A 22,393-nucleotide genomic window follows, 5' to 3' on the forward strand; every position below is an offset into this window, starting at 1 on the left:
GAGCTTCCTTCTTACAGGCAAACACGCATGAATCTTGGAATAGCAGGACGCTGGGCACTGGTGTGCGCCGCCAGCAAAGGCCTGGGTAAAGCCTGCGCACAGGCACTCGTCAGCGAGGGCGTGAACGTGGTGATCACCGCACGAGGCGAACACACGCTGAATGAAACAGCCCGTCAACTCAGGGCGATAAATCCTGAAGTGACGGTCATCGCCGTCGCCGGAGACATTTCGACGCCCGAGGGTCGGGCGGCAGCGCTCATGGCCCATGAGCATTTCGATATTTTGATCAACAATGCCGGAGGCCCTCCTCCCGGGGATTTCCGCGAATGGAATCGCGACGCCTGGCTCAAGGCGCTGGATGCCAACATGCTGACTCCCATCGAGTTGATCAAGGCAACCGTAGACGGCATGGCAGCACGCGGATTTGGCCGGATCATCAACATCACGTCGAGTGCCGTGAAGTCCCCTATCGAAAGCCTGGGTCTGTCCAATGGTGCGCGCAGTGGCCTGACGGGGTTTATCGCAGGGCTTGCCCGGCAAGAAAACCTTGCCAGTCGCAATGTGACGATCAACAACCTGCAACCGGGCTCATTCGACACCGATCGACTGCGTGACAACCTGGTCGCTGCCGCCGAAGAGTCGGGGCAAGACAGTGAGGTATTCCTTGACGAGTGCCGTAGCGAAATTCCGGCCAAACGTTTCGGCTCGCCCGAGGAGTTCGGTGCGCTTTGTGCCTTCGTTTGCAGCAGCCATGCGGGCTACCTGACCGGGCAGAACCTGTTGATTGATGGTGGGGCCGTTCGCTCCAGCCAATAATGGGCCGCCAACCGGATCGGCACCCCATGGCGGTGCCGGACGACCTGTTGCAGGCCGTCGCTCCCACCTCTGGCTAGTCAGGGTTTACGCGCAATGATCACCTGACTTTTCGCCACCACGGCATCCAGCGCCTGCTTGATCTGTGTGCCCCGTGGCGAAGCCAGAATCGCTTGCCAGGTATCCGCCCAGTGGTTGAGCAACGGATGGTCCGGGTTGCTGAAATCGACCTTGGCTTCCCAGAACAACAGCATCCACATCGACCAATAGAATCCGTACTGGCTATGGCTGATCACTTCCAGCCCGGCATCGCTGACCATGGCCTTGAACTGCTCTTCGCTGATGATGCGAATGTGGTTGGGCTTCTGGAAATACTCGGCCGCCGCGATATCTTTCTGCAGGTCTTCGGAGCTTGGGTGCGGGACGCTCAGCAGATACAACGCGCCCGGCTTACCGACGCGCACCAGTTCGGCGAGGAACTGCGCCGGATCGTCCACGTGCTCGATGACCTCGGTCGACACCACCCGTGTGGCGGTCTCATCGGCAATCGGCAACGGGTTGCAGTCGGTGACATGGCATTCGACGTCGCGGGCCGGCGTATCGCCCAGGCGCTGGCGCGTCGCTTCGACCTTGGCCGCGTCGATATCGGCAATGATGATCTTCGCCCCGCGCATCCCGCAGAAATGCACGTTGCCGCCGTCGCCACAGCCCACATCCAGCAGCGTGTCCTCGGGGGTCACCGGGAACCCGCTGAACAGTTCGCCGGTTTGCTGATTGAACCAGCCGCTGAGCATCGCGTCGTGCAGGCCGAGCATATACGGGTCGACCTTGTCCGCCGCTGGCGTCGCGGGCGGTGTCTCTGGCTGCACAGGCGCGGGCGTGCCCGCCGTGAGTTTCTTCAAAAGGCTCAGCATGAGGTGGCTCCAGAGGATGGGACGGCTGTTCGGGAAGTGCCCAGGCGTTTGACCAGCGAAGCGCCGCGGTTGCGCATGGGCATTTCGATGAAGCGATAGTTGAGTTCGCTCAGCAGCACGATCAGGCCGCCAGCCATCAGCAACATCAGAATCGGATGGCCAGCCGGACTCGGCAGCCCGGCAGCCTGTAAACGGAAAATGAATTCGCGAACCAGCAAGTAGGCCGGGATATGGATCAAGTAAATTCCGTAGGAACGACTGCCGACCCACGTCATCAGGTTCTTGAACACGCCGCGCGGCAACAGGTAATCGCGGTTGTAAGAAGCGATCCAGACCAGCACTGCGCACAGCACCGCAATCGCGCCGATCCGGTAAGAAGTGAAGGTGAAACGATCCGTTGCCATGAAGCTGAGCAGCAGCGACACCGTGATCAGTGCGGCAACACCCGCCCATGGACGACGCAGGAATGTTGGCGCCCAGCGCAGGTACGACGGTTGCGTACTCCACATCGCCAACAGCACGCCGAGGGCCAGCGCGTCGGTGCGTACCACCATCAGGATCGGCGTGCGCAAGGTGAACAGTTGCACCGCAACCAGTGCCAGCAAAGGCCACACAAGGTGTTTGCGAAACAGCACGATCATCAGCGGAAACAGCAGATAGAACTGCTCTTCCAGCGACAGGCTCCAGTACACGAAACTGGTGCCGTACTCGTAGCGATAAAAACTGTCGGCAAAACGGAAGTTGGCGTACTGCGCGACGCCGGCCAGGGTCGCCTGAAGGTTCGCGTGCAGCGTGCCGAACGCACCGGAGCGGTTGAGAAAAAGGCACGCCAGCAACATCAGCGCCAGCCACAGCCAGGCCGAGGGCAGCAAACGAAAGGCCCGACGCAACCAGAAATTGCGCGTCTGCTGCCAATATTCCTGACGCGTTGTGCAGCGGCGCAAGGCCGGGATCAGGCTACGGGCAATGACGAAGCCCGAGATCGCGAAAAACAGATCCACGCCCCACCACGGCTGGCTGTACAGCGTGATCGTCTGCAGTAACGGCACAGCCGCCGCGAACAGGCTGTCCTGCAAGTGATGAAACAGCACGCCAAGCACCGCAATACCGCGCAGCAACTCGATGTCCATGATCCGTTTTTCGTTGCTCATACGCCCTCCTGGACACGGGGTTTGCGCGCAATGATCACCTGACTCTTGGGCATGAACCGGTCCAGCATCTGCTTGATCGCCAACCCGTCGGGCTGGGCCAGCAAGTCCTGCCAGGTTTTCGCCCAGCTTTCCATCAGCGGCGGGTACGGCGCCTGAATCCGGTCGCGAACCGCACCGCCCAATTCACGCCCGGCGGCCCGCTCACTGGCCCAGAAGAAGATCATGCCCATCACCCAGAAAAACCCGGTGGCCTGACGATGTTCGATCACCAGACCCGCGTCTTCCACCAGTGCGGCGAATCGCTCGGGGGTAAAAATCTGCACATGATTGGGCGATTGAAAATAGCTGGCCGGGGCGATGCCTTTCTGCAAATGCTCGCCCACCGGGGACGGCACGCTCAGCAAGTACTGCGCGCCGGGACGGCCCATGCGCACCAGTTCGGCCATGAAGGGTTCCGGCTGGTCGATGTGTTCGAGCACTTCCATGCACACGACTTTGCTCGCGCATCCGTCGGCCAATGGCAGCGGCAAACTGTTGCTGACCAGCCCCAGGTTCGGTTTATCCGATTGTGCGGCCACTTGCCGGGCAAGCTCGCGGACCTTGTCGTGTTCACTGTCAGTGAAGATCACCGAAGCGCCTTGGCGGACCGCGAACAACGTCGCCACGCCTTCGCCGCAACCGACATCCAGCAAGGTGTCGTCGGCGGTGATCGCAAAGCCCTTGAGCAATTCGCCGCTGTCGCCCGAAAACCAGCCGTCATGCATTGCATCGTGCAAGCCCACCTCTCTTGGCGACACACGGGATTGCTCGACCGGCAACGGCGCGGGCTGGAGCTCGGGTTTCGTCTCTGGAAAGAAACGTCTGACCAATGCGCGAATCATGCCTCAGGGGTTTCCACGGCACGGCTCTCGAACAGGCGCTCAAAAAATACGTCAAGCCGCTGCTCGGCAGTGGCCTGGCTGCAGAATTTTTTGAGGCTGGCCACTGCGTGCACGGACATCCGTGCATAACGCTCGGGATCCCCCTTGGCCACGTCATAGCTTGATCGGTAGGCCCTGCACAACGACGCCCAATTGGTAACGTAGCGCAAGGTACGAAACGCCCTGCGCGGGTCATGTGGCCAGGCCGTCAGCTCATCGGTGGAGTCAATCAGGAATGCATTATCGGCATCCAGATAATCGATCATCGCCGTGGTCCTTGGCGCTACCGCCGGTTTGCCACAGGACATGAACTCCATCAGCGGAAGACATTGGCCTTCGCCGTAGGACGTGTTGACCACGTAACTCGTGGCTTGCACCAGCTGCTCATAGTCCGCGTCAGCCAGATAGCCGTAAATCAGCACGACCCGGCAGCGGTAAGACTGGTTTTTGTACAAGTGGTGAAGGATGTCAGTCAGTGCTTCTTCAGCATCGTGGTGCGTCAATTTGAGCACCAGCGTTGCGTCATCCACCTCGCGAAACGTCACGCAAAAGGCACTGAGCATGTCTTCCCAATTCTTGCGCCCATCACCGGGGTTGAACACCGAGGTGTAAATCACACCATCGAGGACCAACTCGTGTTCACTCGGCGGGGCCTCGAAATCAATACCCACGCCTTCGCGAGTTGCCACGGGGCCGAAGGCTCGCAAGTCGAGCTCGCGGCTGTCCGCCAGCAACCCCTTGAGCGTCAACCGCACCTGACTGGCCAAGGGCTGACGTTGCAAGTGGGCGCCGCGCTCGGAAAACCGGTCCCATACCGGGGCAGGTACCGCGATGATCGGATAGTCGGCGCCCATCGCCTCGCGCACCGCATTCACGGTGTAGCTGGAATGCGTAATCGCCGCACCCGCTGCCCGCAACACCGTGCGCCAGTCATTGAGCGGGTCACCGGCAAAGGGTTCGTTGGGGATGGTGCTGAATTCCCACGCGAACACTGGCAGCGTCGGGCAGGCAAAATTGACCGGCGTGCGATGAGGCGGTGAGAACGACAGGAACACGCACGCTTCACCACGGGACAAACAGTCCATGTACAAGGCGTCGACTTCGGTCTGCGGGTCGCTGACTTCTATCACTCGCCCCAGCCGCGCCAGCACGGGGCGGTACTCCTTGAGCACGAAGTAATAGCTGTACTCCGAGCGGCCAAGGTTCTGGGCAATGGTGTGCTGGTTGGTTTCCGAATGAATAATGATCAGCATGGGGCGTTATCCGTCACGGTTGCTGTCGGCAAAGCCTGTGGCGCCAGCCCGAAAAAATCCGCCATGCGTTTCTGCACCGGGGCGAAAGCGCAGTAATCGTGCATGCGTTCGACGGCGGCGAAGGACATGCGCTGATACTCCAGCGGTTGTTCCTTGGCCAGACGGTAGCTGTTTTCGTAAGCGGTTTTCAGCGAACCCCAGTCCGGCCGGAAACGCAGGGTGCGGTAGATGATACGTGTGTCCTGCGGCCAGATGGTCAGCTCTTCGCTGGACTTGACCACAAACGCCACACGCTCATCGATGTAGTCCTCCATGGCCGTGTGATCCGGGGCAATCACCGGTTTACCGCTGGCCATGAACTCCATCAGCGGCAGGCACAGCCCTTCGCAGCGCGAGGCATTGACGTAGTAACTGGCGGCTTCGTACAGCCGGGCGTATTGCGGGTCGTCCAGGTAGCCGTGCATGACCACCACCCGACAGGCGAACGGGGACAGTTGCGCGAGCAACGTCATCAGTTCGTCGTGGTAGGACGACAGATCGCTTTGGGTAATCTTCAGCACCAGCGTCGCGTCAGACGTTTCGCGGAACGCCCAGCAGAATGCGCTGATCAGTTGATGCCAGTTCTTGCGACCGTCACGCGGGTTGAACACGGTGACGTACACCACACCGTCAACCTGTGTTTCGACCTGGGCGGTGGTGTCCGGCCACTGTCGCGGTTCTGGCTCGGGTACTGCCATCGTCTGCGGGCCGGCGATGGCCGGCAACCAGTCAGCGAAACGCTGATGGGCGGCTTCCGACAACAAGTCGCGAATCCCTTCCCAATACCACTGGCTTAGAAAATGAGTGCGATGCACCGGGATCGGCAGCGATCTACCCTTGTCCAGGCGCCACATGTGCAGGTAATGGCGAGCAATCACCAAGCGGCGCTTGAGCGTCAGCGGCGGTGGCTTCAATGCCTCAAGCTCGGCCTCGAGCGCCGCCAGTTCCTCGGCGGTCGGCACGACGGGAATCAGTGCATCGGCGCTCAGCCCGAGTGTGCGTGTATCGAAGATGCAACCCTTGATGTCCAGTGTCGAGCCGGCACTGATCGGGACGCTGGTGTGACGACCACGAATGTCGGCGAAGTTTTCCCACAACGGCGTCGGCAACACCAGCACCGGAAAGTCTTCGCCCATGGTCCGACGAATCGCCCGGGCGGTATGGCTGGAGAGTGTGATCACCCGGCCCTGGCGCGCCAGCATTTGCGTCCAGTCCTGGCGCGGGTCGTTATCCCATTGCTCATCGGGAATCGAATCAAACTCCCAGGCCACTACGCAGATCGTCGGGCACTCAAGGTCGTTCGGGGTTTTCTGCGGCGGCGTAAACGACAGGAACAGACTGTCTTCGCCGGCGGCCAATAATTGTTTGTAGAGCGGATCGACCTCGGCGGTGGAGGACACCACATGCACTCGCCCAAGGCTTTCGAGTACAGGGCGATATGCCTTGAGCACGAAGTAGTAACTGTACTCGGGACGGCCGAGACTCTGGCTGATGGAGCTGTCGTTGACGTCGGAGTAAAGAATGAAATTCATGGCATCCCACGGTGACGCCGCCATCCCGGCAGCCTCACGCTATGACGGGGAAAACACGGTTCGAGCCAGTGTTTACTGGCGCTCGTCCATCGTCTTGCTGCCCGTCTTCGTTCTTGTTTTAGTGGTCAGTTTCTCGCAGTTTCGAAACGACGCTGCCGAACCCCGGTTAATCGTGACGAGGGGCATTCTAACCACATCCGTTGAGGATTCGTGAACCGCCCGGCGAGAATAAATCAGGCTACGCTGACGAGAACTGACCGGTCACGGTTGGACCTGTTGAAATTGCCGAGTAAATGGCACAGATTGGCTACCAAACAACTACAACAAAACTTTTCGTCTGTCTTTACGGGCGATCCTATAGCTTTATGAGACCGTTCCGTAATGCCTGTAGGAATTGACGAAATGTATGACCGAGGGGTCGCTGTTTGAAAAAGCGTCTGTTTGTCACGGGGCTGACTGGATTCGTCGGACAACACATCCAATCGCGTTTGCAGGCCGATGCCTCGGAATGGGAGCTTCTGCCTGTTCCTTGCCGCTACGATCTCGCCGCGCCGGACAGCCTCGAAGGCTTGTGGCCGGAAATGCCCGACGCGGTGATTCACCTGGCCGGCCAGACGTTCGTCCCGGACGCCTTTCGTGATCCGGCGCGCACCCTGAACATCAATCTGCTGGGCACCCTGAACCTGCTGCAAGCCCTCAAGGCACGCGGATTCACGGGTACGTTCCTGTACGTCAGCTCCGGTGATGTCTATGGCCAGGTCACTGAAGCCCACCTGCCCATCACTGAATTGCAACCACCCTGCCCGCGCAATCCATACGCCGTGAGCAAACTGTCGGCGGAGTTCCTGAGTTTGCAATGGGGCCTGAGCGAAGACAGGCCCGTACTCGTCGCCCGCCCGTTCAACCACATTGGCACCGGGCAGAAGGACAGCTTCGTCATCGCCAGCGCCGCACGTCAGATCTGCCGGATCAAGCAAGGCCTGCAAGCACCACAACTGGAGGTCGGGGACATCGACGTCACGCGCGATTTCCTCGATGTCGCAGACGTGGTCTCGGCCTACCTGGCCTTGCTGGAAAAAGGTACGCCGGGGCAGGTCTACAACATTTGCTCGGGACGCGAGCAGAGCATTCGCAGTTTGATCGAACAATTGGCGGATCTTGCCCAGGTCGACCTGCAACTGGTCCAGGACCCTGCGCGACTTCGCCGCGCGGATCAGCGTCGGGTGTGTGGCAGCCCTGCCAGGCTGGTCGAAACCACCGGATGGAAGTCTGAAATCACAACACAACAATCCCTGCGGGCGATCCTGTCCGACTGGGAGAAGCGAGTACGACAAGAATGACTAAAAGTGCATTGATCACAGGGATCACCGGCCAGGATGGTGCGTATCTGGCCAAACTGCTGCTCGACAAGGGCTACAAAGTCCACGGCCTGGTAGCGCGTCGCAGCAGCGACTCACGCTGGCGCCTGCGCGAGATGGGGGTCGAGGCGGACATCGTCTACCTGGACGGCGACATGGCCGATGCCTGTTCAGTGCAGCGCGCGGTGATCAAGTCGGCGCCGGACGAGGTCTACAACCTGGCCGCGCAAAGCTTTGTCGCGGCCTCCTGGGATCAACCGGTGACCACCGGCATCGTCGACGGCCTGGGCGTGACCCACCTGCTCGAAGCGATCCGTCAGTTCAGTCCGCACACACGTTTCTACCAGGCATCCACCAGCGAAATGTTCGGCCTGATCCAGGCCGAGCAGCAGGACGAGAACACGCCGTTCTATCCGCGCAGCCCCTATGGCGTGGCCAAGCTGTACGGCCACTGGATCACCGTGAACTACCGCGAAAGCTTCAACCTGCATGCCAGTAGCGGCATTCTGTTCAACCATGAATCACCGCTGCGCGGCATCGAGTTCGTGACGCGCAAAGTCACCGACGCCGCCGCCCGGATCAAACAGGGCAAACAGCAGGAACTGCGCCTGGGCAATATCGACGCCAAGCGCGACTGGGGCTTTGCCGGGGACTACGTCGAAGCCATGTGGCTGATGCTGCAACAGGACAAACCCGACGACTTCGTAGTGGCCACCGGCGTGACCACCACCGTGCGCGAAATGTGTCGGATCGCCTTCGATCATGTGGGCCTGAACTACCGCGATTACGTGAAGATCGACCCGGCGTTCTTCCGCCCGGCCGAAGTCGAAGTGCTGCTCGGCAACCCGGCCAAGGCCCAGCGTGTGCTGGGCTGGAAACCAAAAACCGACCTGGATACCTTGATCCGCATGATGATGGATGCGGACATGAAACGCGTCGCCAAGGAGTAGGCCATGCTGATTCCCGTGATTCTCTCCGGCGGTGCCGGGACAAGGTTGTGGCCGGTGTCGCGTGAAGGCCACCCCAAACCCTTCATGGCATTGCCTGACGGCCAATCGCTGCTGGGCAAGACCTATCGGCGTGCCGCGGACCTGCTCGACGGCTGGGGCGATATCGTCACGGTGACCAACCGCGAGTACTACTTCCAGAGCAAGGATCACTTTCGGGACGCGCACCTGGGCCGTCATCGCGGGCATTTCCTGCTGGAGCCGACGGGGCGCAATACGGCGCCGGCCATTGCCGCCGCCGCCCTCTCCCTCCAGGCCCTGCATGGCGACGACGCGATCATGCTCGTCATGCCCGCCGACCACCTGATCGTCAATGTCGACGCGCTGAAGGACGCGGTCGAGCATGCCGTAACGCTGGCCAGGCGCGGTCACCTGGTAACCTTCGGTGTCGTGCCGACCGCTGCGGAAACCGGTTTTGGCTACATTGAAGCCGGCACACCGCTGGACGACAAAGGCGCTGCCAGCGTGCGGCGCTTCGTCGAAAAACCCGACCTGCAAACCGCGACGCATTACGTGGAAAGCGGCAACTTCCTGTGGAACTCAGGGATGTTCTGCTTCTCGGTCGCCACCCTGCTTGCCGAACTGCAAACCCATGCTCCCGCCTTGCTGGAGCAAACGCAAACCTGCGTGGCCGCCAGTGCTCCCGTGGAAAACGCCGGGAGCGTGCAACAGGAACTGTCACCGGCCCTGTTTGGCGAAATCATGGACATTTCCATCGACTACGCGTTGATGGAATGCTCCGACAAGGTGGTCGTCGTGCCGGCCCGTTTCGACTGGAGCGACATCGGCTCCTGGGGTGCGGTGGCCGCACTGGTACCGGCGGACGCACAAAACAACCGCGCCGTCGGCGAGGCGATTTTCATCGACAGCCACAACAACTTCGTCCAGAGCGACAACCGGCTGGTAGCGACCGTGGGTTTGGATAACCTGATCATCGTCGACACTGCCGACGCGGTGCTGGTGGCCCACGCCGACCGCGCCCAGGATGTGCGCCGGGTGGCCAGGCAACTCAAGGATAAAGAACACGAGGCCTATCGCCTGCACCGTACTGTCAGCCGGCCATGGGGCACCTACACCGTGCTCGAGGAAGGCCCGCGCTTCAAGATCAAGCGCATCGTGGTCAAGCCCGGCGCCAAGTTGTCGTTGCAGATGCACCACCATCGCAATGAACACTGGGTGGTGGTCGAAGGCATGGCCAAGGTCACCAACAATGGTACCGGTACGCACCTGGTGGCCAAGAACGAGTCGACCTTCATTGCTGCAGGGCACAAGCATCGCCTGGAGAATCCCGGCGTGATCGACCTGGTGATCATCGAAGTGCAAAGCGGCGAATACCTGGGAGAGGACGACATCGTCCGCTTCGAAGACCAATACGGGCGGACGGTTTGAATGCTGCTTTCCCTATACCGCACGCTGAGCAGCTATCGAGGGTTCATCCTCGGTAGTGTCCAGCGGGAATTTCAGGCGCGTTATCGCAATTCGTTGTTCGGTGCCCTGTGGACCGTGCTCAACCCGCTGTCGATGATCATCGTCTACACGGTGATTTTTTCCCAGATCATGCGCGCCCGTTTGCCTGGGGTGGATGATGGCATGGCCTACAGCATCTACCTCTGCGCCGGGTTGTTGACCTGGGGCCTGTTCGCAGAAATCACGGTGCGCAGTCAGAACATGTTTCTGGATAACGCCAACCTTCTGAAGAAAATCAGCTTCCCACGGATCTGCCTGCCAGTGATCGTGCTGTTGAATGCCGGAATCAACTTCGCAATCATCATCGGCTTGTTCCTCGGTTTTCTGTTGATCACCGGTCGACTGCCGGGTATGGCGCTATTGGCGCTTATTCCGCTGCTGGCGTTACAGGTGATGTTTTGTGCCGGGTTGGGGATGATTCTTGGCGTATTGAATGTGTTCTTTCGCGATGTCGGACAATTTTTCGCCATCTGCCTGCAATTCTGGTTCTGGCTGACGCCGATTGTGTACCCGATGAGCATCCTGCCCGATTGGGTGCAGCGCTTGCTGCAACTCAACCCGCTGACCAACCTGATCACCAGCTACCAGAACATCTTTCTCTACGGCCAATGGCCCGTCTGGGGTTCGCTGCTGCCGATCATGGTTGGCAGCGTATTGTTCTTCGTCATCGGGCTGCGGCTGTTTCGGCACAGGGTCGGCGAAATGGTGGATGAACTCTGATGGGGCACATACGCGTCACCGGCCTGGGCAAGGCCTATAAACAATACCCTACCCGCTGGAGTCGACTGGCCGAGTGGCTGATCCCGTTTTCACCGATCCGTCATCGCCAGCATTGGGTACTGCAAGACGTGACCTTCCAGATTGCCCCCGGCGAATCGGTGGGCATCGTCGGGGTCAACGGCGCCGGCAAAAGCACCTTGTTGAAGATGATCACCGGCACCACCCAACCCACCCGCGGCACCATTGAGCTCGAAGGCCGCGTCGCCGCCCTGCTGGAATTGGGCATGGGTTTTCATGCGGACTTCACCGGCCGGCAGAATGCAGTCATGGCCGGGCAGTTACTGGGCATGCAGGTTGAAGAAATAGAAGCGTTGATGCCTGAAATCGAACGTTTCGCGGAAATTGGCGACGCCATCGACCACCCGGTGCGCACCTATTCCAGCGGCATGCAAATGCGCCTGGCGTTCAGTGTGGCCACTGCGCGACGCCCGGACATTTTGATCGTCGACGAAGCTCTGTCAGTGGGCGACGCCTACTTCCAGCACAAAAGTTTCGACCGCATCCGCAGCTTTCGCAAAGCCGGTACCACGCTGCTGATCGTCTCCCATGACCGCTCGGCGATTCAGTCGATCTGCGACTCGGCGATTCTCCTGGAAAACGGCCACATGGCCATGCACGACACCCCCGAAGCCGTCATGGATTACTACAACGCCCTGCTCGCCGCGCGTGAAGGACAGACCGTGCGCCAGGAAATGCTCTCTGGCGGTCAAGTCAGCACCATTTCCGGAACGGGTGAAGCCAGGATTCTGAACGTGCGTCTGCTCGACCAACATGAGCGGTCCATCGACGCCGCCGAAGTCGGTCAACCGGTCGTGCTGGAAGTGAATGTCGAAGTTCGCCAGGACATCGAGCGGCTGGTGCTGGGTTTCATGATCAAGGATCGCCTGGGCCAGGCCATGTACGGCATCAACACCCATCGCCAGGATCAGGCGCTGAACGACTTGCAGGCTGGCGAGCGCGTGACCTACCGCTTCGCTTTCGTCATGGGACTGGGCAAGGGTAATTATTCCGTGGCGTTGAGCCTGTCACGCCTGGATTCGCACCTGGACCGCAACTTCGAGTGGCGCGATTACGGGTTGGTGTTCCATGTGATCAACAACCGGCAGGAAGACTTTGTCGGCTGCTCGTGGCTGGCCGCGAAAACCACCATCACGCGCTCGAATGCGCCGGTCACTTCGGGGAGCACGCCATGACGCGTCTTTTGGTGGAATGCACGCACGTATTCCAACACCCCAAGGTCAATTCGGGTATTCAGCGGGTGGTGCGCAACGTCGTCAACCAGCTACCGGAATCGCTCGACGGTGTTGAATGCATCCCGGTTGTGTTGCTTAAGGGCAAACTCTACCGGGTGCTGATGCTCGGCGCGCTGAACATTCCGTTTTTCGATCAGATGATGATGTTCGGTGGGCGACTTGGCCGGCTGGCACATCGTTTCTGGCAATGGCACCAGCGGCTTGATAAGCGCCTGACATCGCGATTCGCCCGACGCGTGGTGTACGTGGCTTATCGACTGACAGCGCTGACCTGCTTCAGTGTGCCGCTACGTCTGATCGACCAGCTCAATCAGTATCAACTGCCCAAACGTTGCACGCCGCTGCAGCATCAACCGGGAGATCAACTGGTGTTGCTGGATTCATCCTGGCACACCGATTTTTTCCCGTTTGCCGAACAGCTCAAACGTGAAGGCGTGGGCATCGTTTCGGTGATTTACGACCTGATTCCCGTGACGCATCCGCAATTTTACGACACGCGGCTGGTGCAGGTTTTCAACGAGTGGTTCGACTGGATCACTCAAACCGCCGATGGCTACGTGGCCATTTCCGCCACGGTACGCGATCAGGTGCGTGAGGAGGTTCAGCGCCGCCTGGGCTCGGCCAAGGCCAATGCATTGTGGTTCGATTACTTCCACCTGGGCTCCGAACTCGATCTGAGCGAAGTCGACGCCGCCGTGGAACCGCGCCTTGCCCGGCTGTTCGCGACGCCGGAACCGGTGTTTCTGATGGTCAGCACCATCGAGCCGCGCAAAAACCACGACTACCTGCTGGACGCCTTTGAACGGGCCTGGGCGGCCGGCTCAAAAGCCCGGCTGTGTATCGCGGGTCGGGTCGGCTGGAAATGCGACGCCCTGCTCGCCCGGGTACGCAATCACCCGCAGCTGAATCAACGCCTGTTCATGTTCAACGAACTGAGCGACACCAGCCTCGAACATGCCTACACCCACGCCAGCTCACTGGTATTTCCGTCTTTTGTGGAAGGCTTCGGCCTGCCGCTGGTGGAAGCCATGCAGCGTGGATTGCCGGCCATGGGCAGCGACATTCCGGTCTTTCGCGAAATCGGTGGTGAGTTCATGGCGTATTTCGACCTGGCCGAACCACAAAGTCTGGCTGATCTGGTCATTCGTTTCGAGAGCAGCGGTCAATTCCCGGCCACTCGCGACGTCGCGGACTGGCACTGGATCGGCTGGCGTGAAGCCAGTGCGCAACTGGCTTCACGCACCCTGCGCAATCTTGTAGACGTGCCGCTCATGGAAGAGAGGCAACATGCGCATTGCCCTTAACGCCCGCATCCTCCAGGCGCCGCGCACCGGCATCGGCCACTACGTTGCCGAACTGGCGAACGCCCTGGCGGGCGAACCGGATATTGAACTGGCGCTGTTTCATGGCTGGGGCTGGAGTACTGTGCTGCCTGAAGCGGCCATGCCCGGTTATTCCCGACTGACACCCTTGCTGCGGCAGATTCCGGGGGCCTATCAGGCCCGACGGTGGCTGGAGCAGAAACGCTTCGATCAAGGCCGCACGCAAGCCATCGACCTCTACCACGAACCGAGTTTGTGGCCGCTGTCGTTCGACGGTCCGACAGTCATTACCCTGCATGACCTGACTCACCTGCACTATCCCGAAACGCAGCCACCGGCGCGCTTGCGAGAAATCGAACGGCGCGTGGCCGACGGCGTGCGACAGGCAAGCCTGATTCTTACTGACTCGCAATACATTGCAAACGAAGCCCAGGCACATTTCAGGCTACCGGCGGAGCGGTTTGTTGTCGCGCCGCTGGGGGTAGCCGCGCGTTTTCACCCGCGGTCCCCCGAGTCTATCGACACCGTACTCAAGACCCATGGCGTCGAAGCGCGGGAATACTTCCTCTGTGTCGGTACCCTGGAACCGCGCAAGAATCTGTCGCTCGCCCTGCGCGCCCACGCCCGATTGCCGGAATCAGTCCGTCAGCGTTTTCCATTGCTGATCGTCGGCATGGCGGGCTGGCAGCGCGAGCAGTTCAACGAAGAATTGCACCAGGCCCTGGCCTGCGGTCATGTCTGTTTGCTGGGCTATCTGCCTGACGAGCACGTTGCGCAGCTGTTGGCCGGCGCCCGTGCATTGATTTTTCCGTCGATTTACGAAGGTTTTGGCCTGCCGGTGCTGGAGGCCATGGCCTGCGGCACGCCGGTCATTCTGACCAGACGTTCGGCCATGCCCGAAGTGGCAGGCTCTGCGGGTAACTATGTTGAACCGGATGAAACCGACGGCTTGCGCGATGCAATGAGTCGTCTGATCGAGGATCTAGCGCATTGGCAGGCATGCCGGGAAGCCGGATTGCTACAGGCAAGGCTTTTTACCTGGGAACGCTGCGCGCAAGTCACGGCCAGCGCTTACCGCCAGGCTATGGGAGGTTGAATGCGAGTTCTCCATTTTTTCAAGACGTACCTGCCTGACTCGGTCGGCGGGATCGAACAAGTGATTTTCCAGTTGTGCGAAAGCGGTGCCCTGCACGGCGTTGAGGGCAAGGTACTGACACTCAGTACCGATCCGACACCGCCGGTGATGCAGATCGCTCAACATGAAGTCCATCGAGCCAGGCTCGACATTCAGTTCGCCTCCACAGGGTTTTCCTGGAGCGTCTTCAAACAGTTTCGCGAGCTGGCAGCCGAAGCCGACGTGGTCAATTACCACTTTCCATGGCCGTTCATGGACCTGGTGCATTTCGCCAGCGGCCTGAACAAACCCAGCGTGGTGACGTACCACTCGGACATTATCCGCCAGAAACACCTGCTCAAACTTTACCGGCCGCTGATGAATCGCTTTCTGCACAGCGCCGACCGGATCGTCGCGGCATCACCCAATTACCTGCACACCAGTGATGTGTTGCAACAGTTTCAGCACAAGACCCGAGTGATCCCCTATGGATTGAACAAGGCAGGTTACCCACTGCCGGACAACAATCGAACGGCTCACTGGCGGAAAAAGCTTGGCGACAAGTTCTTTCTGTTTGTGGGTGTGATGCGCTACTACAAAGGTTTGCACATCCTGCTCGACGCCCTGAAGGACCTGGATTATCCGACAGTGATTGTTGGTGCCGGCCCGCTGGAAGCAGAGCTGCATGCCCAGGCGATCGCCTTGGGTTTACGCAATATTCACTTCCTCGGGCGTCTGGGAGACGAGGACAAGGTGGCGCTGCTGCAACTGAGCTACGCCATCGTGTTCCCATCGCACCTGCGCTCCGAAGCCTTTGGCATTTCACTGCTTGAAGGCGCGATGTATGGCAAACCGATGATCTCCAGTGAAATTGGCACTGGCACCAGTTACATCAACATCCACAACGAGACCGGGCTGGTAGTGCCGCCGAGTCATCCATTGGCGTTTCGTGAGGCGATGCGCACGCTTTGGGAAAACCCGGGACTGGCGGCGCAAATGGGCGAGAAGGCGCAGGCCCGTTATCAGAATCTGTTTACGGCGGACGAAATGGGTCGCAAATGGGCGACCTTGTATGAGGAACTGCTGGAAGAAAAAGCCCTCGCCTACGCATGAGGCTTCATCCATTCTTCAAGCGTCTTGTGGTTGCCGGCTTTGGATTCGACGGTTGGAGCGCGACGGCTCGCTTGTTTTGACTGGCAGGAAAACGGTTGAGGCGAAATTTTGTTATCGCTCGCCCAACCAGGCGCGCGAGTTTGCAAGGCACGCCTTAATAGGTGGATCGAACTTGCGTTTAATAACCCAGCAATCGATCGGCACAGTTCAATAACGGTTCGCCGATATTCAATCGACGGAAGTTTTCCGCCACTTGCTCGGCAATACAATCATGGGAAGCCGCCGAGGCCATGTGCGGGGTGATGGTCACACCGGGCATCGTCCAAAGCCGGTTATCGATCGGCAGCGGTTCCTGTTCGAAGACATCCAGCAAGGCACCGCGCAATTGCCCTCGGGCCAGTGCCTGCTCGAGGTCATCGATGTTCAGGTGACCACCGCGACCACAGTTGACCAGTGCCGCGCCGTTGGCGAGTTGGTTGAAAGTGGCTCGGCCGAGGATGCCGCGGGTTTCGCTGGTGAGTGGCAACAGGTTGATCAGCAACTCGACGCCATCGAGAAACGGATTCAACGCATCAGCCCCGGCGAACGTACGCACACCCGGCAAGTCCTTGCTGCGCCGCGCCCAGCCACGCACGTCATAACCGGCGGCGACCAGGTCCAGGGCAATCGCGCTGCCCAGCGATCCGAGCCCCATCACACCGACCTTGAACTGCCCCGCCGCCCGTTGCAGCGGCCGTTCCCAGCGTTGTTCCCGTTGTTGCGACAACACCTGATCGAAACCGCGGTGATAGTGAATCACCGCCCAGCGCACGTACTCGGTCATACCCTGGCGGTGGCCCGGGTCGACCACGCGGCAAACCGGCAGGTCCGGGCAAGACGGATCGTGATCGAGATGATCGATACCGGCTGCCACCGAGTGAATCACTTGCAGGTTCGGCAATGCGCCGAGACTGCCCGGCAAGGGAAACCAGCACGCCGCCATCTGCGCATTGGCGGCCCGGGAATCGTCGGCCAGCACGGCGGTGAGTTGCGGCGCGCTGCGGGCAAACGCCGCCTGCAATTGCTTGAGCAGCAAGGTGTCGCGGGACAGCAGAACCACGGTGTTGATGTCGGCGTTCATGACAAATAAGACTCGCGCTGGGATTCGATCAACGTCAAAGCGGCCTCCCAGGCCAGGTCGATGATGTTGTCCTGCTCATCACGGTCAAACTGTTCGGCGGTGTGCGCGCACACTTCCGGCGACGGGTAATGCAAAGCCGAACCACCGGCCAGCGCCTGCACCTGTGCCTGGCAGGCACGCTCCAGAAAGTGGATTTCCTGGAACGCCTGGGCCACACCCGAACCACCGACCAACAAGCCATGATTGCGCAGGATCATCGCCCGGTGCGGACCGAGGTCGGCAATCAAGCGCTCGCGCTCATCCAGCGACAGCGCGATGCCCTCATAGGTGTGATAGGCCAGCTTGCCGTAGAACTTCAACGCGTGCTGACTGATCGGCAGCAAGCCTTGCTTCTGCGCCGCGACCGCCATGCCCGCCGCCGTGTGGGTGTGGATCACACAGTTCAGGTCCGGACGCGCCATGTGGATCGCCGAGTGGATCACGAAGCCGGCGGCGTTGACCCGATGGCCGGCGTACTCTGGATCGACCACCCGCCCTTCCTGATCGATGCGCACCAGATCCGAGGCGCGCATGCGGTCGAAGATCACCCCGTAGCGGTTGATCAGGAAGTGGTGTTCAGGCCCCGGAATCCGCAGGGTGATATGGGTGTCGATCAGGTCGGTCATGCGAAAGTGCGCAACCAGTCGATACAGCGCAGCCAGTTCGCAACGGGCTTGCCATTCAACCGGGTCGATGTGTGCAGGTTTACTCACGAATACACCTCTTTGGCAGCGTGGGTGACGACCGGGTTGGCGCGCAGGCGGGCCAGGCCGCAAACACCGATCAGGGACAGGGCCGAGAGCAAGGTGAAGAACACCGCCAGCGGCAACCATTGTCCGGAAAACTTGCTCGCCAGCAGGGTGCCGATCAGCGGCGTGGTGCCCCCGGCCACGGCGCAAGCCAGTTGATAGGCGATGGAAATCCCCGAGTAGCGCAGGTGCACCGGGAAGGCCTGGGTCATGTAGCCGGCGATCACGGCGTACAGCGCCGAGAGAATCACCACCGCCAGGGCAATGCCAACGGTCATGAACGCAATGTTCTGCGTGCCCACCAACAGGAACATCGGGTATGGCGTGACCATGCACAGCAGCGCGACCCATTTGAGAAAACGTCCTTCACCGATACGTTCGGCCAACAGTGCCGAGAGCGGTTGCGAGAGCAGCTGGATGACCGTCACCAGAAACAGACAATCGAGAATCGTCGAACGGGCAATGCCCTGATATTGGGTGACGTAGGTGATCATGAAGGTGTTGGTGAAGAAGAACCCGGCCGAGCCAATGGTCACCGCAGCAGCGGCGAACAGGATCTGCCGCCAGCAGGTGCGGATCACCTCCATCACCGGGTATTTGGCGGTTTCGTTATTGTCCTGGACCTTGGCGAACTCCGGCGACTCGTGAACACCGGAACGGATCAACAGGCCGACCATCATCAACACACCGCTGGCGAGGAAAGGCAGGCGCCAACCCCAGGCGAGAAATTCCTCTGGCTCAAGGGACGTCACCAGTCGGAAGGCGATCAGTGCCAGCAACAAACCGGCGGGACTGCCGAGTTGGGCGAACGACGCGTAGAACGTCTTGCGCTTGGCCGGCGCGTGCTCGCTCGCCATCAACACCGCCCCACCCCACTCACCACCGACCGAAATGCCCTGGATCAAACGCAGCACGATCAGACCGATTGGCGCCCAGATGCCAACACTCGCATAGCTCGGCAACAGGCCAATGCCGGCGGTGGCGATGCCCATCAAGGCCATGGTCACCAAGAGCATTTTCTTGCGCCCGAGACGGTCACCCAGGTGACCGAACACCATCCCGGCCATGGGCCGCGCAATAAAGCCGACAGCGAAACTGCCAAATGCCGCGAGGGTACTCATGACCGGGTCGCTGCTGGGGAAGAACACTTGCCCGAGTACCAGCGCCGCCGCGGTGGCGTAGATGTAGAAGTCGTAGAACTCGATGGTCGTGCCAATGAAGGCAGCGGCCGCGGCTCGGCGCGGTTGGGGAGTAGTGTGCATGCAAGAACCCTGTGTATTTATAGTTTTGGGCAGGTCTTAAGGCGGATGACGGTTGCGCTCTATGGCGCTTGTGGGCTTTATCGCTTCCATGCCAGGATTAGTCAATTTTCAAATTCTTATCTTTACTATTAGCACTGCTACTGCATGAGGTTTTATGCCTACCACTTCCAACCCGTGGGTCGGCCGGCGCTTTCTCAATGACCGCCTCGACTGGAACCTGTTGCGCACTTATCTGGTCATCGGTCAGGAAGGCAGCATGAGCCGCGCTGCCGCGCGACTGCACATCACCCAGTCGGCCGTCAGCCAGGCACTGAAACGACTGGAAGAACAACTGGACTGTGTGTTGATTGCCCGCAGCGGGCGACGCTTTGATCTGACGGAAACCGGGGAAGAAGTCCTGCGCATAGCAACGGATATCTACGGGGATATTTCACGCCTGGGGACGGTTGTGGAGAGCCGTCACGACGACGTGGTGGGCAAGATCCGTATCCTCACCGTCAGCGGTGTGCAGGCACGGCATTACGATGATTTCCTCGCTGACTTCCATGAAACCCATCCAAAAATCGAGCTGGAAGTCGAGGTAATGGGCAGTTCGAACATCATCAGTTCGCTGCTGCAAAAGACCGCGACCGTTGGCGTCGGCCTGTGTCGTCTGCCACAGCCGCGGCTGGAACAGCGGGTACTGTTTCGAGAGACATACGCTTACTTTTGTGGCCAGCGCCATCGGTTGTTCGGGCAACAGAATCTGACTCTGGAACAACTCGCTGCGGAAAACTTCGTCAGCTTCACCAGCGATCAACTGGGCGGCAATCTTTCACCCCTGACACTGTTCCGCGACCAGCAAGGTTTCACCGGCAAGATCGTCGCCTCATCTACCAGTTTCGAAGAAATTTACCGCTTGATCTGCGCGGGTTACGGCATCGGCGCCTTGCCCACGCATCTGGTGCGCCGGGATGTCGAGCAAGGTCTGCTCTGGCGCCTGCCGCCGGAAGACGGGGTGGTGGATTTCGATATCCAGCTGTTGTGGAATCGCGAACAGAAGATGAGCCAGGCCGAAACGGTGTTCCTCGAGAGCTTCCAGCACATGCTCAGCATCCGCGAGCCTGTGCTGTGAAGCCATGCGGGTTCAGACATGAGGATCGCCCGGCGCCTTGCTCGGCGCTGCGTATTGCGGCTTCAGGTGCCCGTCCTGATCGAGTAGCCAGGCGTCCATGATCTCCCGGACGACCGGTCCGGCGACGCGACCACCCGCCTCGCCATTTTCGATCATTACCGAAATCACGATCTTCGGGTGCTCGGCCGGGGCGAAACCGACGAACAAGGCATTGTCGCGGTTACGCTCACGGGTTTTCTCCCGGTTGTAACGTTCACCCTGCTTGATCGCCACCACTTGCGCGGTACCACTCTTGCCCGCAATACGGTACTGCGCCCCCGCGGCGGCGGCCCGGGCAATCCCGCGGGCATCGTGCATCACCATCTGCATGCCATGGTTGACCTGCTCCCAGCCGCGAGGATCCTTGAGCAGAATATTCGGCATTGGATGCTCATCCACCGGTGCGACACCGTCCACGGTTTTGGCCAGGTGCGGTCGATTCCACACCCCTTTGTTGGCAATCAGCGCCGTGGCCTGGGCCAATTGCAGCGGCGTGACCTGCATGTAGCCCTGGCCGATACCGAGAATCACCGTCTCGCCCGGAAACCAGGCCTGACGACGCGTGGCGCGCTTCCAGGCTTGGGATGGCATCAGGCCGGGGGATTCTTCGTACATATCGAGAGAGACTTTCTCACCGAGTCCGAACATGGCCATGTAGTCGTGCAGGCGATCGATGCCGAGCTTGTGTGCGAGGTCATAGAAGTAGGTGTCGTTGGAACGCATGATTGCCGCATCCATATCCACCCAACCATCGCCGCTGTGGTTCCAGTTGCGGTACTTGTGATCGAAATCCGGCAGTTGGTAGTAACCGGGGTCGAACACGCGGGTCTGCGGCGTCACGACACCCGCATCGAGGCCGGCGATTGCCACTTCCGGCTTGATGGTCGAACCCGGTGCGTACAGGCCGCGCAGCACACGATTGAACAGCGGGCGGTCGATGGAGTCGTGCAGCGCCGCGTATTCCTTGAAGCTGATCCCGGTTACGAACAGGTTCGGGTCGAAGCTCGGCTTGCTGACCATGGCCAGCACTTCACCGGTCGACGGATCGAGCGCGACCACAGAGCCACGGCGATCGCCCAGGGCTTGTTCCGCAGCCTCCTGAAGCTTGACGTCGAGGCTCAGTACAATGTTTTTCCCTGGCACCGGATCGGTGTGCTTGAGCACTCGCAATACCCGGCCCTGAGCGTTGGTTTCGACTTCCTCGTAACCGACATGGCCATGCAGTTCCGATTCGTAAAATTTTTCGATCCCGGTCTTGCCGATGGATTGGGTGCCTCGGTACTCGACCGTATCCAGGGCTTTGGATTCTTTCTCGTTGATACGACCGACGTAGCCGATCGAATGGGCAAAGTGCTCGCCGAACGGGTAATGGCGCACGAACTGCGGCTCGACATCGATGCCCGGCAAACGGAATTCGTTGACGGCGAGTACGGCAATCTGTTCTTCGCTCAGCTCATAGAATAGCGTCACGGGTTCGAAGGGGTGACGCGCCTGCTTCATCGCTTTGTCGAACAGCGAGCGGTCTTCAGCGGGCAAGTGCAGGAGATTGACCACCTCGTCCAGCTCGCTTTTCACATCGGCGGCGCGCTCGCGGGTGATGGTCAGGTTGAAGCTGGGACGGTTGTCCGCAAGGAGTACGCCGTTGCGGTCGTAGATCAATCCGCGGGTAGGTGTAATCGGCAGGACATGTACGCGATTATTTTCGGAGATGGTCGAGTGATAGTCGAACTCGACGACCTGCAGGACATACAGGCGTACCACCAGAGCACAGGTAATGGCGGTAACGAACAAGGCGCAGGCCATCAGTCTCTTGTTGACCAGACGTGTTTCTTTTTCGTGGTCCTTGATCGGTATCGGTTCAGGCACTTGTGCAGCAACTCTTTGAAAAGAATGCCGATCCGTGGGCTCAGACTCAGTCCATTAAAAATGAGCTGCACCTTACCAAAACCGTGGAGTCAGGTTTGTGTGATTTTTTTTACAATTGACCTTGAATGGGCCGTTCCTGTTTTTTCACGCGCAAAAACAAAACCCCAA

19 protein-coding genes are annotated in these 22,393 nt (G+C 59.8%); 10 read left to right on the forward strand and 9 right to left on the reverse strand.

All coding sequences use genetic code 11. From position 1 onward, the window contains the following. Positions 1 to 27 precede the first annotated feature (27 nt). A complete protein-coding gene (locus PMI28_RS11420) occupies positions 28 to 816 on the forward strand; it encodes an SDR family oxidoreductase (protein ID WP_007988261.1) in 789 nt (262 codons plus the stop codon). 77 nt (positions 817 to 893) lie between these two features. Here PMI28_RS11420 and PMI28_RS11415 read toward each other — a convergent pair whose 3' ends face one another. Genes PMI28_RS11415 through PMI28_RS11395 form a run of 5 tightly spaced genes read right to left on the reverse strand, consistent with a single transcriptional unit; the run spans position 894 to position 6,622 of the window. Beyond that, entirely contained in the window at positions 894 to 1,727 is an 834-nt protein-coding gene (locus PMI28_RS11415; protein ID WP_007988263.1) for a class I SAM-dependent methyltransferase, read from the reverse strand. Continuing rightward, complete coding sequence (locus tag PMI28_RS11410) at positions 1,721 to 2,878, reverse strand: acyltransferase family protein (RefSeq protein ID WP_007988265.1); 1,158 nt, start codon at positions 2,876 to 2,878, stop codon at positions 1,721 to 1,723. Before PMI28_RS11410 ends, PMI28_RS11415 begins: the two co-directional genes overlap by 7 nt. Next, complete coding sequence (locus PMI28_RS11405) at positions 2,875 to 3,759, reverse strand: class I SAM-dependent methyltransferase (protein ID WP_007988267.1); 885 nt, start codon at positions 3,757 to 3,759, stop codon at positions 2,875 to 2,877. The genes PMI28_RS11410 and PMI28_RS11405 overlap by 4 nt, the downstream gene beginning before the upstream one ends. Further along, a complete protein-coding gene (locus tag PMI28_RS11400; protein ID WP_007988268.1) occupies positions 3,756 to 5,051 on the reverse strand; it encodes a glycosyltransferase in 1,296 nt (431 codons plus the stop codon). The genes PMI28_RS11405 and PMI28_RS11400 overlap by 4 nt, the downstream gene beginning before the upstream one ends. Further along, positions 5,045 to 6,622: a glycosyltransferase gene (locus PMI28_RS11395; RefSeq protein ID WP_033063432.1), complete on the reverse strand. Its 1,578-nt coding sequence runs from the start codon at positions 6,620 to 6,622 to the stop codon at positions 5,045 to 5,047. The genes PMI28_RS11400 and PMI28_RS11395 overlap by 7 nt, the downstream gene beginning before the upstream one ends. Before the next feature lie 425 nt (positions 6,623 to 7,047). Here PMI28_RS11395 and PMI28_RS11390 point away from each other — a divergent pair, with 425 nt between their 5' ends. Genes PMI28_RS11390 through PMI28_RS11355 form a run of 8 tightly spaced genes read left to right on the forward strand, consistent with a single transcriptional unit; the run spans position 7,048 to position 16,036 of the window. Then, positions 7,048 to 7,962, forward strand: coding sequence for a GDP-mannose 4,6-dehydratase (locus PMI28_RS11390; protein ID WP_007988272.1), 915 nt, complete (start codon positions 7,048 to 7,050; stop codon positions 7,960 to 7,962). Then, a complete protein-coding gene (gene gmd, locus PMI28_RS11385) occupies positions 7,959 to 8,930 on the forward strand; it encodes a GDP-mannose 4,6-dehydratase (RefSeq protein WP_007988274.1) in 972 nt (323 codons plus the stop codon). Before PMI28_RS11390 ends, gmd begins: the two co-directional genes overlap by 4 nt. Before the next feature lie 3 nt (positions 8,931 to 8,933). Beyond that, positions 8,934 to 10,376, forward strand: a complete 1,443-nt coding sequence (locus PMI28_RS11380) for a mannose-1-phosphate guanylyltransferase/mannose-6-phosphate isomerase (protein WP_007988276.1) — start codon at positions 8,934 to 8,936, stop codon at positions 10,374 to 10,376. After that, positions 10,377 to 11,174, forward strand: coding sequence for an ABC transporter permease (locus PMI28_RS11375; protein ID WP_007988277.1), 798 nt, complete (start codon positions 10,377 to 10,379; stop codon positions 11,172 to 11,174). Then, the gene (locus PMI28_RS11370; protein WP_007988279.1) at positions 11,174 to 12,427 is read left to right on the forward strand and encodes an ABC transporter ATP-binding protein; all 1,254 of its coding nucleotides are present in this window, start codon (positions 11,174 to 11,176) and stop codon (positions 12,425 to 12,427) included. Before PMI28_RS11375 ends, PMI28_RS11370 begins: the two co-directional genes overlap by 1 nt. Then, the gene (locus tag PMI28_RS11365; protein ID WP_007988281.1) at positions 12,424 to 13,791 is read left to right on the forward strand and encodes a glycosyltransferase family 4 protein; all 1,368 of its coding nucleotides are present in this window, start codon (positions 12,424 to 12,426) and stop codon (positions 13,789 to 13,791) included. The genes PMI28_RS11370 and PMI28_RS11365 overlap by 4 nt, the downstream gene beginning before the upstream one ends. Then, positions 13,775 to 14,905 (forward strand): glycosyltransferase family 4 protein, encoded by a 1,131-nt coding sequence (locus PMI28_RS11360; RefSeq protein WP_007988283.1) that lies wholly within the window; start codon positions 13,775 to 13,777, stop codon positions 14,903 to 14,905. The genes PMI28_RS11365 and PMI28_RS11360 overlap by 17 nt, the downstream gene beginning before the upstream one ends. Continuing rightward, positions 14,906 to 16,036 (forward strand): glycosyltransferase family 4 protein, encoded by a 1,131-nt coding sequence (locus PMI28_RS11355; protein ID WP_007988285.1) that lies wholly within the window; start codon positions 14,906 to 14,908, stop codon positions 16,034 to 16,036. Positions 16,037 to 16,214: 178 nt separating this feature from the next. Here PMI28_RS11355 and PMI28_RS11350 read toward each other — a convergent pair whose 3' ends face one another. Genes PMI28_RS11350 through PMI28_RS11340 form a run of 3 tightly spaced genes read right to left on the reverse strand, consistent with a single transcriptional unit; the run spans position 16,215 to position 19,206 of the window. Further along, positions 16,215 to 17,156 carry a 2-hydroxyacid dehydrogenase gene (locus tag PMI28_RS11350; RefSeq protein WP_007988287.1) on the reverse strand — a complete coding sequence of 314 codons (942 nt, stop codon included), beginning with the start codon at positions 17,154 to 17,156 and terminating at the stop codon, positions 16,215 to 16,217. Beyond that, positions 17,153 to 17,908, reverse strand: a complete 756-nt coding sequence (locus PMI28_RS11345; RefSeq protein WP_007988289.1) for a class II aldolase/adducin family protein — start codon at positions 17,906 to 17,908, stop codon at positions 17,153 to 17,155. The genes PMI28_RS11350 and PMI28_RS11345 overlap by 4 nt, the downstream gene beginning before the upstream one ends. Beyond that, positions 17,905 to 19,206, reverse strand: a complete 1,302-nt coding sequence (locus PMI28_RS11340) for an MFS transporter (RefSeq protein WP_007988291.1) — start codon at positions 19,204 to 19,206, stop codon at positions 17,905 to 17,907. Before PMI28_RS11340 ends, PMI28_RS11345 begins: the two co-directional genes overlap by 4 nt. Before the next feature lie 154 nt (positions 19,207 to 19,360). On the opposite strand from PMI28_RS11340, the gene PMI28_RS11335 reads away from it, so the two are divergent. Beyond that, on the forward strand, positions 19,361 to 20,320 hold the full coding sequence (locus tag PMI28_RS11335) for a LysR family transcriptional regulator (protein ID WP_007988293.1): 960 nt from the start codon (positions 19,361 to 19,363) through the stop codon (positions 20,318 to 20,320). Between the two features lie 12 nt (positions 20,321 to 20,332). On the opposite strand, the gene mrdA is transcribed toward PMI28_RS11335, so the two are convergent. Continuing rightward, positions 20,333 to 22,225: a penicillin-binding protein 2 gene (mrdA, locus tag PMI28_RS11330; RefSeq protein WP_007988294.1), complete on the reverse strand. Its 1,893-nt coding sequence runs from the start codon at positions 22,223 to 22,225 to the stop codon at positions 20,333 to 20,335. Positions 22,226 to 22,393 lie beyond the last annotated feature (168 nt).

The organism is Pseudomonas sp. GM48, from assembly GCF_000282335.1.
In the GTDB taxonomy this organism is placed as follows: domain Bacteria; phylum Pseudomonadota; class Gammaproteobacteria; order Pseudomonadales; family Pseudomonadaceae; genus Aquipseudomonas.

Bases quoted from the DNA above. Each gene is read 5' to 3' on its own strand.
- PMI28_RS11420 (WP_007988261.1), top strand. From the start codon at position 28: ATGAATCTTGGAATAGCAGGACGCTGGGCACTGGTGTGCGCCGCCAGC.
- PMI28_RS11415 (WP_007988263.1), bottom strand. From the start codon at position 1,727: ATGCTGAGCCTTTTGAAGAAACTCACGGCGGGCACGCCCGCGCCTGTG.
- PMI28_RS11410 (WP_007988265.1), bottom strand. From the start codon at position 2,878: ATGAGCAACGAAAAACGGATCATGGACATCGAGTTGCTGCGCGGTATT.
- PMI28_RS11405 (WP_007988267.1), bottom strand. From the start codon at position 3,759: ATGATTCGCGCATTGGTCAGACGTTTCTTTCCAGAGACGAAACCCGAG.
- PMI28_RS11400 (WP_007988268.1), bottom strand. From the start codon at position 5,051: ATGCTGATCATTATTCATTCGGAAACCAACCAGCACACCATTGCCCAG.
- PMI28_RS11395 (WP_033063432.1), bottom strand. From the start codon at position 6,622: ATGAATTTCATTCTTTACTCCGACGTCAACGACAGCTCCATCAGCCAG.
- gmd (WP_007988274.1), top strand. From the start codon at position 7,959: ATGACTAAAAGTGCATTGATCACAGGGATCACCGGCCAGGATGGTGCG.
- PMI28_RS11380 (WP_007988276.1), top strand. From the start codon at position 8,934: ATGCTGATTCCCGTGATTCTCTCCGGCGGTGCCGGGACAAGGTTGTGG.
- PMI28_RS11375 (WP_007988277.1), top strand. From the start codon at position 10,377: ATGCTGCTTTCCCTATACCGCACGCTGAGCAGCTATCGAGGGTTCATC.
- PMI28_RS11370 (WP_007988279.1), top strand. From the start codon at position 11,174: ATGGGGCACATACGCGTCACCGGCCTGGGCAAGGCCTATAAACAATAC.
- PMI28_RS11365 (WP_007988281.1), top strand. From the start codon at position 12,424: ATGACGCGTCTTTTGGTGGAATGCACGCACGTATTCCAACACCCCAAG.
- PMI28_RS11360 (WP_007988283.1), top strand. From the start codon at position 13,775: ATGCGCATTGCCCTTAACGCCCGCATCCTCCAGGCGCCGCGCACCGGC.
- PMI28_RS11355 (WP_007988285.1), top strand. From the start codon at position 14,906: ATGCGAGTTCTCCATTTTTTCAAGACGTACCTGCCTGACTCGGTCGGC.
- PMI28_RS11350 (WP_007988287.1), bottom strand. From the start codon at position 17,156: ATGAACGCCGACATCAACACCGTGGTTCTGCTGTCCCGCGACACCTTG.
- PMI28_RS11340 (WP_007988291.1), bottom strand. From the start codon at position 19,206: ATGCACACTACTCCCCAACCGCGCCGAGCCGCGGCCGCTGCCTTCATT.
- PMI28_RS11335 (WP_007988293.1), top strand. From the start codon at position 19,361: ATGCCTACCACTTCCAACCCGTGGGTCGGCCGGCGCTTTCTCAATGAC.